Here is a 12,319-nt window from a genome sequence, read left to right as displayed (position 1 = left end):
CGGGTTAGATGGCAGGCGGTGTATTAGGAAGTTTCCCGATGCAACAACCCACTGGCGGCAATCACGCCGCAGGTGACCATAGCTAAGCCAATCATGGTTGGTACGGTGACTGCCTCATTGAGCCACAACAGCGCCAATACAGTCGCGCAGACGGGCGTCAATGACCCCAGTGCCGAGGTGATTTCTGCGCCCAGGCGGCTGATGGCGAACCCATACAGAAAGCCCGCCCCCAAGCCCACGGCAATGCCTTGGACGACCAATTGCGTTAACCATTCCTGAGTTGATACCGTGCTTAAGGACAGTTCAGGTTGCGCCACAGCGGCATACAACAGCAATAACAGGGCGCTGGGGATGGTCACCACCGCGGCGACTTCTAATGGTTTTAGGCCGCTTTGCCGAACCGAAATAGTGAACAAGGCCCAAAGCAGGCTACACACCAGAAACAGCGCTTGGCCGATCAGCAGTGTGGTTGACTGGCCTTGCCACGCTGTCCATAACAAACACACTACGCCGAGTGCTACGATGAACAGACCAAAGCGGCGCCAGGACGACAAAGGCTGGTGGAAAAAGCAGACGGCGATGCCGGTAACAAACAGCGGTGCTGTGCCGGGAATCAAGGTGCTGCCGTGCGCCACTGGTGCGAAGCCCATGGCGAAGGCACTGATGGCAAAAAAGGGCAATCCCGCGCCCAATGCTATCCCTACTAACCACAGTGGATTCACAACTCGAATGTGAGCCCAACGCTTAACCAGCAGCGGTAATAGAATCACTGCCGGTACACCAAAGCGGAACAACGTCAGTTCGAGGGTGCCTAGGGGAGACAGGGCACCTTGGCGCAACGACAGAAAATACCCGGACCAGATCAGCACGGTGCTCAGTGCGGCCAGGTAACCTAACAAGCGTTGTGTCGAGTCCGCCCTGATAGGCACAACGTGCCGTGTGCCAGATGGTGGAACCGCTGCTGTGGTCAGTTGTATCGACATGCCGTTGCTCGAACATTTCAGTGGTCACAGTATCTACTGGTAGGCTGGGCGAGTGGTGGCAAAATATCGAGCGAATACTGATATGTTTAGCACAATGAGCTAGTATCATTCCAATGATTGGTTAATTGAGCTAACAGGATGGATGGCACGAATTTAGACCGCATTGACCGACGGCTATTGGATGCTTTACAGCAAGATGCACGACTGACCACCGCCGAACTGGCTGATCAGGTCGGGTTATCCGCCTCGCCGTGCGCGCGGCGTATTCGTCGCTTAGAGCAAGTGGGGATCATCGCGCGCTATCGCGCACAGTTGAATCGGGAGAAGATTGGGCTGGGCATTACCATCTTTGTGCATGTGCGGCTAAATCAGCATCAGGATGCTCTGGTTGAGGCCTTTGAAGAAGCGGTACGTGGCATGCCAGAGGTGATCAACTGCCATACGGTGTCAGGGTCGTTCGATTATCTGCTGCAAGTGGTATCGGCCGATTTACCGGGGTACGAGCAGTGGGTAAGGCGTCTGCAAAAACTGCCGATGGTGAACACCGTCGACAGCAGTTTTGCGATTCGAGCAGTAAAAGAGCTGGGGCCGTTGCCATTGTAGTGCCACAACAGCACTAATTGTTCTCGGCAAAGGTCTCCAAACGTCGGGTCGGCCAATGCAGAACAGCGGTGCGTCGAATCATCTTTTGTGCCAACGCGGGCTGGCTGTTTTCGATTACCTTGGCGGCAAAGCGCGCCATAGAATCGGCCTTCAACTGGGCGCGCGCGTGGTCTGGCCCCGGTTCGTTGTAGGGGGCCGAAGACAGCAGCAGAAACCCATCGCCTGGAATGCGCCCCCTTTCCATATTGGCACGAATAATCCCAGCAGCCTGTTCGATCGGGTGCGATAGATCCGGACTGAAAGGCCCAATGATCAAGGCTACATTGGGTACGTGCAGAAAATCGAAGCCTCGCCCGATGCAAATCATCCACTCACGGTGTTCGATGTCCAGTTCCCGGTGACTGTGGCGGATTTCCGCCACATGGTTTGCGTTGCCTTTCAGCAGCGGTAAAAGGTCGCGCTGCACAGTGGGCGGCATATCTGGAAACAAGCTGGCAACGCGGCTGGGCAGTTGTTCAATATCCGCTGGTGATAAAGTGGCCATGTCGACCACTTCATTATGTGCACCGTGCAAAATTAAAGCGTCGTTGTCTGTCTCAAAGCCACATACTAAGGGGTAAACCGTTTGATGCCCCGCACCGAAAATGGTTTGTACTTGCTGCTGAATGGCTTGGGCGTGTGCCATGGCTGCCGCCCGGTCGCAATTGAACCCGGCGCAACCGCGCGCGTGGTCGCCGCGCGAATAATGATAAGTGATGATGATCAGCACGCGTCGGCCTTGCTGCACGGCGCTGCCCACGGAGTCGGCTAGCAGGTCTCCCATATAGGGCCAGCCGAGGTCAAAGATGCCGCCGAGATTGCGAAACGGCGTAATGATGCCAAGCGGAGTTTGTGTGGCATAGGGCAGGTGGATACGACCATCCATGCATTTCAACGCAATAATCTGCGTATTGTGCTCTGCGAGGTAGCGTTGACGGGCCAGATAACTTTCCGGATCGCAAAAGCGCTCGGAGTGCTGTTGGCTGAGTTGCCACAGCCAATCCAGACGGTCGGCAATGGGTTGCGTGTGAATGGCCATGGGGTGAGGAATCCTCTGCACGTATAGGCATACCCGACATCACAACACAGCCGTGTATGGGGATCAATCAGACCTAGGTCTAAACTCGACGAGTACTATTGCGCCACGAGACGCACGTAGAACCGGTCGTGATCGTAGTAACCAAATTGCACGTTGCCTAATTCAAATGAAATGGCCCACGAGTAACCGGAGTCGTTTGCAAAGGGCGTCGCTGTCCAATAAGGAAAGGGCATGGTATCGGGAAAGGCGGCCCGATTAATGCTGGGTAAGGTACAGCTCTTTTCGACGATGGTGGTCAACTGCTGTCGCGTGGGTAGCTTCCAATCACTGCGTCCGGCAAAGGTTTGGCCGTCGGAGATATCGAGGGCTTCGGTCCAGGTCAGTGCCCTGGCCTCGCCGGAGCATCCGGTGCCGGTCCAGGTTTGCCCTAGGCTGCAACGCATCCATATCATGCCCGTAGGCAGATGGCGAACAGTGCCGTCATCCAACCAAATGAAGTCAGCGTCCGGTGTCGTTTGCGTTAAGGATGTGCGGCAAGATTGAGCAAGAGCAGATTGGCTCAAGAGCAATAGCATGATGCTGATAAACGGAAAGATCAATTTCATGATTCAGCTCAAATATTCTTATTGTTGATTAGGAGCATCCTTAAGATCGCCGAGTAACACCCGTAAACTCGTTTCCAGCCAGGAAGGGTGCTACTCAGCGAAACTGTTTACATCAATTACTTGATGCCTTTCTCACGCCAGAACTTATCAGCGCCGTCGTGTAAGTCAGTAACGATACCCAACACGCCGTTTTCAACGGTCATCGCCGCAGCAGCAGCTGATACGGTGCGCATAAACGCCAAGCCTTCGTCGGAATAGACTTTCTGCATGGCTTCGTACATCAGGTCTTCAGATATATGACGACCAGCAACCCACAAAGCAGAGTCTTGAATGGTCACTACGTCGTAGTTGACGCCAGTGTACGTACCGGCAGGAATGGTTACCTGAGCATAATAAGGGTGCACTTCAAACAGGTTGCCTGTCTGTGCCGCTTCATACACTTGCAGTAAGCGTACCCGGTTGCTCGTCGCCGCTTGAATCACCGATGCATTGGGGAAGCCAGCAAATACCCACAGGGCATCAATCTGACGGTCGCCAATGGCCGACGCACCCTGTGTATAGCCGATGTACTGTGGGCTGATCTTGTCCCACATACCCAAACTCTCGAAGAAACGCTGTGCTGAAGCCGCTGCACCTGAACCAGCAGGACCTACCGCTACACGCTTGCCTTCCAGTTGGCTAACTTGCGTGATACCCGAGTTCTCGAGCACGATCAGGTGTGCAGGAGCACCGAACATGTAGGCAACGGCGTGGGTGTTGCGATACTGGCGCGTATCGTTGGTCAGTTTGCCGTTGATGCCTAGGAAAAGGTCGCCGGAATAGACGATGCCGAAGTCGGCGTCACGTGAGTTCACTCGACGCAGGTTTTCTACCGAACCGGCAGAAGCCATGTTGGATACATCAACGCCCGGCATGTTGCGCGACATGTGCAATGAAATACCATTCGAGAAGTACTGGAAGGTACCGCCGTCTGGACCACCTGAGAAAGCCAGGCGTTGGGTGGATTGCGCCACGGCTACACTGGCGCCCAAAGCTCCGATGGTCAGTGTGGCGGCGGCGAGCAGGGCAGTGGTTTTTTTGCTGCTACCGAAGTAAGCCGCGAGTTTAGTTTTCAAGGTCATGGTTGTTGCCTCTATGTTGTTATTGTTGGTGTTGCGGTTTCAGTTGTATTTTGGGTGGCGAACCACCCGGTTTGAAAAAAATGTCTCAGTCTAGTGTCGGGTAGTCGCTCTTTTAGGCGCTTTTCACCGAGGTGTTGGGGCCCACGGCAACCGGTGCAGTGCCGTTACGTTGCAGCCACCAGATTAAGGCGATCAACAACACGCCGGCAGCATCGGTCAGCAATGACGGCCAATACAGCAGTACGGTCGCTATACCCAGCAGCACCCAGGTAACGGAGTTGGTGCTATAGCGCAGGTAGCCCATGGCGAATGCGCTGAAGGCGATGGTGCCCAGCGTAGCCGAGAAGAAGGCTTGGATAATTTCTACCGTTGTGCCGTTGAGCAAAATCGCTGGCACATAGGCAAACAGTACGGGCATGACGTACAGCATCTTGGCGAAGCGGAACGCTGTCCAACCGGTTTTCCAGGGGTCACTGCCTGCGATGGCGGCACCGGCGTAGGCGGCGACACAGACCGGAGGCGTGATGTTGGAGTCTTGCGATAACCAGTAAACGATCATGTGAGCAGCAATCACCGCGACGCCTAGTTCGCCTAAGGCTGGTACAGCCAATACCGCAACAATCAGATACGACGCCGTGACCGGCACGCCCATGCCTAAGACCAATGAAGCTAGGGCAATCAGCAACAAAGCGAGAATCAGGCTGCCACCGGCCATGGAAATAATCAGATCAGAGAACTTCAGGCCCATGCCGGTCAGCGAAATGGTACCGACGATGATGCCTATCACGCCGATGGTAGCGCCCACCACCAAGGTATTGCGCGCGCCTACTTGAATGGCATCCCATATTTCCTTGGGGCCCATGCGAGTTTCACGATTCACCCAGCTTACGGCGATACAGGACAAGGTGGCCCAGAAAGCGGCGTTACCGGCCGAACGTCCACTGAGCAGCAGCCAGGTGATGATGACCAGTGGCAGGGCAAAGTACCAACCGGTTTTCAATACTTCTTTCCAGTTTGGAATTTCGTCGGCAGGAAGGCCGGTTAAACCGGTTTTCTTGGCTTCAAAATGCACCATGAAGTAAATCGACAAGAAGTACAGGAATGCAGGGCCGATCGAGTAGAGCATGATCTTTGAGTAGGGAATGCCCGTCAGTTCGGCCATCAAGAAACCACCAGCACCCATTATAGGGGGCAAGAACATACCGCCGATGGACGCTGCCGGTTCAATAGCGCCCGCCACATGCGGTTTGAAACCTGCGCGTTTCATCATAGGTATGGTGAAGGCACCGGATGACACGGTATTGGCAATGGCACTGCCCGATACTGAACCAAAGAGTGCCGATGACATAACGGCCACCTTGGCTGGGCCACCCACCGAGCGGCCCGCTAACGCTAGCGGCAGTTCAATAAAGAACTTGCCCGCGCCGGACTTTTGCAAAAAAGCCCCAAAGAAAATAAACAGGATTACATAAGTCGCCAGCACACTGGCCATGACACCAAAAACACCGTTGGTGGTAATGAACAGGGCTGTTGCCAGACGTTCGAAACGGAACCCACGATGTGCAAAAAGGTCGGGCAAATAGGGACCAAACAAGGCGAAGCAGATCATGCCCACACCGATCAGGGTGATCGACCAACCCAGAACGCGGCGGCACACTTCCATCGCCAGCAATAAACCGACAATACTGACCAACTTGTCGACTTCGTTTTCTGCACCGGCCCGGTAGTTCAGCGCTTCGAATTGGCTGATCCAGTAGATGACGGTGATGGCAGTACCCATGGCCAAGACGACGTCACCGGCTGTGGGACTGTGCGGGAAACGCTTCGAGATGACTTGATCAGCCGGGATGAGCACGGCGGCGAAAGGCAGCACAATCAACAGCAGCCAGGTCAGAGCGCCGAAGTCGTTCTGTAGGGCAAAAACCAATCCGTCATAGCCCATGGTGTCAGTGAACATCTGAATCTGTTGATACAGTGCGGTTGGCGAGTCAAAAACAAAGTAGCTGCTGAGCAGAATCGAGATCACGAAACTGGCAATGATGGACAGCACTACATTGGCGAGACGACCGCCACCGGGGTACAGCAGGTACACCAGAACAAAGGTGATCAGTACGTACACACCCAAATGGTATTCCGTACTGAGCACGTTGACGCCTGCGCCGTAGAAATAGATCAATACCATTGCGGCGGCCAGCGTCGCCACCAGCCAAGCCCAAGGGCCTCTGAGGGTGCGTTCGCGCTTGGCGTCTTTTTCAAGCAGCTCGTCAAGCCGCTGCTGTGTGTCTTCGGATAATTCTTCTGGGGTCAGCTCTTTCGTGGCCATAGGGTCTGTCTACCGCTGGTAACGCACAGGGCATGTCCTGTACTGAGTGAATCATGGCGTCCTGTGAACGCGTTTCTTATCGTTATGCAGATGCTCATAGCAAGCGATGTGCCATTGATTGAAAATCTATATAAAACAATGGTTTATGGGTTTTCTGTGAGTCGCCTAAGAGGGCGATCAGTGCAAAGTGGGTGGGTGGTCACACACGCGAAATACAAAATGGGTGGTGAGCCACCCACCTGATGTTTGGTGTGCATCGCCATGGTCAGCATGCTGGGTTCGTGGCAGAATGCGGCCTGTTTTTGACCTGCAAAAGAGCGCCTAAACGTTATGACGACCGAGTTCGCCTGTCGCCTGTGTCAGCACACGCCATTGCAGCCATTTGCGACGGATCGCCGACGCAGCTACTGGGTTTGCGCGGTCTGTCAGATGGTGCAAGTAAATGCTGCCAACTTTCTGAGCCCGGAAGCCGAAAAGGCGCAATACGATACTCACGTTAACGATGTCGATGATCCACGCTATCGGCAGTTTTTGGCGCGCACGGCGACGCCGCTTTTGCAGCGCCTCAAGGTACCCAGCCGGGGTTTGGACTTTGGCTGCGGTCCCGGGCCACTCTTGGCTAAAATGCTGACAGAGGCAGGGCATTCAATGGCTCTGTATGATGCGTTCTACCACCCGGACCAGCAGGTGCTCACCCAGCGCTATGACTTTATTACGGCAACGGAGGTTGCTGAACACTTGCACGCTGTCGATGAATGGCTGAATCGGCTCTGGGCGATGTTACTTCCCGGTGGCTGGTTGGCAATCCAGACCAGGCAGTACGTGTCGGCGCCAGAGTTTCCGAACTGGTATTACAAGAATGATCTCACCCATGTCAGTTTCTTCAGCCCCTCTACCTTTGTTTGGCTGGCAGAGCAATGGTCAGCCAAGCTGGACATCATCAGTGACGAGGTCGTGTTGTTGCAGAAAGCATCAAATTGACATGAACTTGACAAGTTTGAGGGAAAGGACAACACTTGAGCAAAACAATAATACAAAACTTCAGTTATGCCCTTTTTCTCGCACACAAAAGTTCATGCTTTTGGCTCCGCTGACCATAGCGACTTGCATGCCTGTGCGACCGATTACCACCTTTCCGAATGGTTTGACGAATAGCGACACCTCACATCGTTGCATGTGGACAGGTGCTCGTTTCGTGGACTGACCCTCTTTTTTACTGCTGCTTATTAGCGTGACCTAAGGCGTCATTCCGCATTGGAAGGACACTGCTCGCTCACCTCACACTCTCTGCATTTCGGTGTTTCGTTACGCAGTCGTCGCGACTGGGTTTCTCGTTGCTGTGCGATCACGGCAACAGAAATACGGGGCTTACGCCCACTTAAATATAAAAACAACAAAGGTAACAAACGATGAAGCATCTACTGATCACCAGCATGCTATTTGGGTTGCTCAGTGCGCCTGCTATCGCCTGTCTGACAGAAGAAGTAGAAAACAACAATACGGAGAGTTTAGCCAATGGACCGGTCTGCTCTGGTGTCACCGTGAACGCTCGTATCAATAATCGAAATGACGTTGACTGGTTTTACATTGATAGCACTGAAACCGGTGATATCAGCATCAGCTTGAGCCATGGCAACAATGTGGACTTTGATTGGTTTCTCTATCGTGAAACGGGCGGCGCCATACTCACCGGTGAAACCAGCAACAACCCGGAAACAGGCACCTACACTCAGGCTGCGCCGGGACGTCATTATATTAAGGTGACGCGATGGAGTGGTACGGGCAACTATCAGTTGAACGTCACCTTCGCGGGGGGCGGCAATGGAGGTGCACCTGGTGGCGAGCAATGTGACTACGGCCCTCGACCAAGTAAGCCCGGCGGTCTAACCACCTATCGCATTGGGTCGTTGGACGACACCTGTGTGGAACTGGACGAACCTGCCTTACTGCTTATGGGCGGTGGCAGCGACGTGGACGCGGCCTTCAGCCAGCGCGTAGCACCGCACATCCAGGGCGGAAACATTGTGGTATTGCGGACGACGGGTACGGGCGCATACAACACCTACTTGCAGGATCTCACCAACGCGGCTTCCGTCGAAACCTTGATCGTCGACACCCGAAACAAAGCCAATTCAGACTATGTGGATTGGGTGATTCGCACCGCTGAATTTGTCTTTATGTCAGGTGGTGACCAGTCAGACTACTTGAACCAGTGGGAAGGCACAAAGGTGCAGGACGCGATTCAGTACGTGTACAGCAAAGGTGGGGTAATTGGTGGTACGTCGGCTGGGAATGCCGTATTGGGTGAGTTTATTTATGACCCCGATGGTGTGGCGGGTGCCGTCAGTGCGGAGGTCGTCACCGATTTCTGCCATAACACGATCAACATCAGCGATGACTTCGTGCATGCGCCACCATTGGCTGGCGTCATTACGGATACACACTTTTATGAGCGTGATCGTATGGGGCGCTTGATGGTGTTGCAAGCACACTTGCCAACGAGTACCCGAGGTGTAGGTGTGTCTGAAGGGACATCGCTATGGGTGACGGCCAATGGGCAAGCGGTGGTCGATGGCGCGTACGAAGTCTACGTTGTACGTGCTGACGGGCAGACGAGCTACCAGCAGACGAGCTGCGGTCAGCCGGTTATTATCAGCAATATGCTGCGTTACAAACTCCTGCCGGGCGATACCTACAACTTCGCCAATAACAGCAGTAACGTGACGCCGATTCGTATTGGGGTCGATGGTCGCAACGGAAGCTTCTACACGCCAAGCAACCCTTACTGATTCGATCTGTTCAGTTACCCTTCAAAGGGTGAGCCCGCTCGGGCTCACCCTTTTCTGCACTTCGTTTAGATTCTTGTTGTATACGCATTGTCAGCTACCCTTATTTAAGTAATGATGCGAGTCACTCATCACGTTTAACACTGATAAATAGAACTTGATGTCTGCTTTCTAGCGGCTGTAGAAGGGGATGCTGTGCTCAGACTCGGTACTTGGTTTAACGGAGCGTTGTTGGCAGGGCTATTGGCGTTGCCGTTTCAGGCATTGGCATACGACCAATACGGGCGTTGGCTTGAAATGTCGCCTTCTGCAATTGATAGCCCAAGTGGCTACTTTGATGCCGTCAAGGATCGACCGACAGGCACTGGCGTCCGGCTGACGGGAGGCACCTTTTGGTACGGTACGCAGCTCTCGTTAGCGCAAGCAGAGCACCTTGTTATCGACTTCCGCAATACCTTCGTTCTTGCCTCCTTTACTCATTACGTTTACGACCAAGATGGCCAGTTAATAGCGCAGTTGCACGGCGGTGTCACTGACCCTGAACGCGGCGAATATTTCTTGCGCCACGGACAGTCGCTGCGTTTGGCCTCGGGCGATTACCGTATTCTCACGCGTATAGACAGTCCGTACTTTATCGCCATCCCAGAGCCGTATCTGCAGACCGATGCGCAGTACCGGCAAAGCATTCGCGTCCCCATGGCCATTACGCTGGTGGGGCTTGGGATATTTTTGGCGTTGGGCTTTTATTACATCGTAATGGGGCTTTGGCGGCGTTCGCTCGGTGACACTCTGTATGCCGGCTTTATCATTGGTAACCTGGTGTTCAACAGCGCTTCGCATCTGGTATTGCGAGACCTGTTTGGCTTGACCGGATTCTATCTGACCAGTGTACCCATTTTGTTTTCCAACGTTGCCTACGTTGGTTTTGTGATGATCCTATTGGGTATATCGCAAAAGCGCAGCCCGCGTTTCTTCTATCTCGGCATTGCCGCCATTTCTTTGATGATGCTGTTTTGGCCGGTGGCCATGTTGCAACCGCAGTGGTCACTTGAACTGGCACGTTACGGAGTCGGTATCTTTGCTTTATACGGTCTTAGCTGTGGCATTGCCCAGGCACTACAACGCAACAAAGTAGCGTATTTCTATTTAGTGGCTAATGTGGCCTTCGTGATACCTGCTTTCTTTACCATCTCGCTACGTAATATAAACATTGCCGATACCTTTTTGATTGAGCACTTGGGGCTGATTTCTGTCGGCCTTGAGGTGTTATTACTGGCACAGGTGATGAGTTATCAGGTGGGTTTGGTGTACCGCGAGCGCGAGCAGCGCATTCGTGAAGCACAGCAAGCGGTCAGTCTCGCCCGTGAATCCGTGCTCGCTAAAGAGCGTTTCTTGGCAAACATGAGCCATGAATTGCGTACACCACTGAATGCCATTCACGGTACGGTTGAGTTACTAAAGTCGCAACCACTTGAGCTGCGGTTTCGCCGCCAGCTGGATACCATTCATCAATCCTCAAAGTTCTTACTGTATCTGATCAACGACATATTGGATCTGGCGAAAATGAGTGCAGGCAAGATGAAATTGGCCAAGGCTCCCTTTGATCTCGACCGTATGCTGCAGAATGTGTGCGATCTTTACCGCTCCAACAATGAATTGAAGGAAGTGGATTTATTAATAGAAGTGGCTCCCGAAGTCCCCTCTGTGGTCGTCGGCGACGAAAGCCGATTAAAGCAAGTACTGGCGAACCTGTTGAGCAATGCCTACAAATTCACCGATGAAGGTTGTATTAGCATACAGGTGCGTTTTGATGCCGCAGACCATTTGTACTTTGCGGTGGTTGATTCTGGTGTGGGGATTGCCCCCGAGCATCAGGACGTTATTTTCGATGCGTTCACGCAAGTAGATGACTCTTCGGTACGACGCCATGGCGGTGCCGGCTTAGGGCTACAGATATGTACGCGCTTGGTGCACATGATGGGTGGCGAACTGCATGTGACCAGCACGCCGGGTGAGGGCAGTACGTTTCACTTTGTGTTGCCGATGTCGACAGAGCGCCCCCTGGCACCGGGTATACAAAAGTCGATGGCTATACTGTATGCCCCCCATTGGCAACGGATGGCGGAGCTGGCTCGGCAAGACCTCATCAGCATGGATGCACACATCGTGTTGATGGAAGAGCTTGATGATGCCGAGTTGGATAGCGCGAATGTCGAGCATTGGTTGGTTTTTAGTCGGCATTATGACTCAGATATTTTGGCCCGATTGCGAGCGACTAATGGCAAGGTACTTTGGTTCCTGCCGGAGTCGGTGGTGTATGACTTGCCAGTAATGCCTGGCGTCGAATTCGAGGCTGCACCCTACGGGCGTTATCATTTGCGGCGCTGGATTGGGGAGCCATTGAATGCCTCGGAGGTGCTGCCGATTACCGAGTCGCTACACAATGCGCATATTGTAGCGGTGGACGACAATCCTATTAACTTGCGTGTGGTGACGGCCTTGCTGGAAAAGCTCGGAGCCACCGTACACGGCTTTGACAACGCTTCCCGGGCGATTGACTACATCCGTCAGCACTCGGTTGATTTGATCCTGATGGATATCCAAATGCCCGACCTCGATGGCTTGCAAGCCAGTGAACGCTTGCGCGCCCAAGGCTTCTCGCAGCCGATTATTGCCTTCACGGCCAATGTGAGTATGCGTGATCGCGAGGCCTGTACGGCGTCCGGTATGAACGATGTGCTGGTTAAACCCGTGCGTATGGAGCAGCTGAGAAAGACTGTGCAGAAATGGCTGGTCAGGTAAGTGAGATCATTTCATCGG

9 protein-coding genes are annotated in these 12,319 nt (G+C 53.6%); 4 read left to right on the top strand and 5 right to left on the bottom strand.

Annotated elements, in window-relative coordinates; all coding sequences use genetic code 11:
• Positions 1-23: 23 nt before the first annotated feature.
• Positions 24-983 (bottom strand): DMT family transporter, encoded by a 960-nt coding sequence (locus NFC81_RS10755; RefSeq protein WP_304994487.1) that lies wholly within the window; start codon positions 981-983, stop codon positions 24-26.
• 138 nt (positions 984-1,121) lie between these two features.
• Here NFC81_RS10755 and NFC81_RS10750 point away from each other — a divergent pair, with 138 nt between their 5' ends.
• Positions 1,122-1,586, top strand: a complete 465-nt coding sequence (locus NFC81_RS10750; protein WP_304994486.1) for an Lrp/AsnC family transcriptional regulator — start codon at positions 1,122-1,124, stop codon at positions 1,584-1,586.
• Between the two features lie 13 nt (positions 1,587-1,599).
• On the opposite strand, the gene NFC81_RS10745 is transcribed toward NFC81_RS10750, so the two are convergent.
• From NFC81_RS10745 to NFC81_RS10730, 4 genes are all read right to left on the bottom strand, one after another.
• Entirely contained in the window at positions 1,600-2,664 is a 1,065-nt protein-coding gene (locus NFC81_RS10745; RefSeq protein WP_304994485.1) for a carboxysome shell carbonic anhydrase domain-containg protein, read from the bottom strand.
• A gap of 95 nt (positions 2,665-2,759) precedes the next feature.
• Positions 2,760-3,269 carry a DUF1566 domain-containing protein gene (locus NFC81_RS10740; RefSeq protein ID WP_304994484.1) on the bottom strand — a complete coding sequence of 170 codons (510 nt, stop codon included), beginning with the start codon at positions 3,267-3,269 and terminating at the stop codon, positions 2,760-2,762.
• A gap of 116 nt (positions 3,270-3,385) precedes the next feature.
• A complete protein-coding gene (locus tag NFC81_RS10735; RefSeq protein ID WP_304994483.1) occupies positions 3,386-4,390 on the bottom strand; it encodes a TAXI family TRAP transporter solute-binding subunit in 1,005 nt (334 codons plus the stop codon).
• A gap of 112 nt (positions 4,391-4,502) precedes the next feature.
• A complete protein-coding gene (locus tag NFC81_RS10730; RefSeq protein ID WP_304994482.1) occupies positions 4,503-6,713 on the bottom strand; it encodes a TRAP transporter permease in 2,211 nt (736 codons plus the stop codon).
• A 330-nt stretch (positions 6,714-7,043) separates the two neighbouring features.
• Here NFC81_RS10730 and NFC81_RS10725 point away from each other — a divergent pair, with 330 nt between their 5' ends.
• The 3 genes from NFC81_RS10725 to NFC81_RS10715 all read left to right on the top strand — a co-directional run bounded on the left by NFC81_RS10725 (position 7,044) and on the right by NFC81_RS10715 (position 12,301).
• A complete protein-coding gene (locus NFC81_RS10725; RefSeq protein ID WP_304994481.1) occupies positions 7,044-7,694 on the top strand; it encodes a class I SAM-dependent methyltransferase in 651 nt (216 codons plus the stop codon).
• 428 nt (positions 7,695-8,122) lie between these two features.
• Complete coding sequence (locus NFC81_RS10720; protein WP_304994480.1) at positions 8,123-9,502, top strand: Type 1 glutamine amidotransferase-like domain-containing protein; 1,380 nt, start codon at positions 8,123-8,125, stop codon at positions 9,500-9,502.
• Positions 9,503-9,694: 192 nt separating this feature from the next.
• Complete coding sequence (locus NFC81_RS10715) at positions 9,695-12,301, top strand: ATP-binding protein (protein WP_304994479.1); 2,607 nt, start codon at positions 9,695-9,697, stop codon at positions 12,299-12,301.
• Positions 12,302-12,319: the final 18 nt, after the last annotated feature.

This window comes from Salinispirillum sp. LH 10-3-1 (genome assembly GCF_030643825.1).
GTDB lineage: Bacteria > Pseudomonadota > Gammaproteobacteria > Pseudomonadales > Natronospirillaceae > Salinispirillum.
The sequence above is the reverse complement of the archived record's forward strand: the minus strand, read 5'-3'. Positions and strand labels throughout refer to the sequence as shown.

What these genes read in the sequence shown, in the direction of transcription:
- NFC81_RS10745 (WP_304994485.1), bottom strand. Translation starts at nt 2,664, where the DNA reads ATGGCCATTCACACGCAACCCATTGCCGACCGTCTGGATTGGCTGTGG.
- NFC81_RS10735 (WP_304994483.1), bottom strand. Translation starts at nt 4,390, where the DNA reads ATGACCTTGAAAACTAAACTCGCGGCTTACTTCGGTAGCAGCAAAAAA.
- NFC81_RS10730 (WP_304994482.1), bottom strand. Translation starts at nt 6,713, where the DNA reads ATGGCCACGAAAGAGCTGACCCCAGAAGAATTATCCGAAGACACACAG.
- NFC81_RS10740 (WP_304994484.1), bottom strand. Translation starts at nt 3,269, where the DNA reads ATGAAATTGATCTTTCCGTTTATCAGCATCATGCTATTGCTCTTGAGC.
- NFC81_RS10720 (WP_304994480.1), top strand. Translation starts at nt 8,123, where the DNA reads ATGAAGCATCTACTGATCACCAGCATGCTATTTGGGTTGCTCAGTGCG.
- NFC81_RS10755 (WP_304994487.1), bottom strand. Translation starts at nt 983, where the DNA reads ATGTCGATACAACTGACCACAGCAGCGGTTCCACCATCTGGCACACGG.
- NFC81_RS10725 (WP_304994481.1), top strand. Translation starts at nt 7,044, where the DNA reads ATGACGACCGAGTTCGCCTGTCGCCTGTGTCAGCACACGCCATTGCAG.
- NFC81_RS10750 (WP_304994486.1), top strand. Translation starts at nt 1,122, where the DNA reads ATGGATGGCACGAATTTAGACCGCATTGACCGACGGCTATTGGATGCT.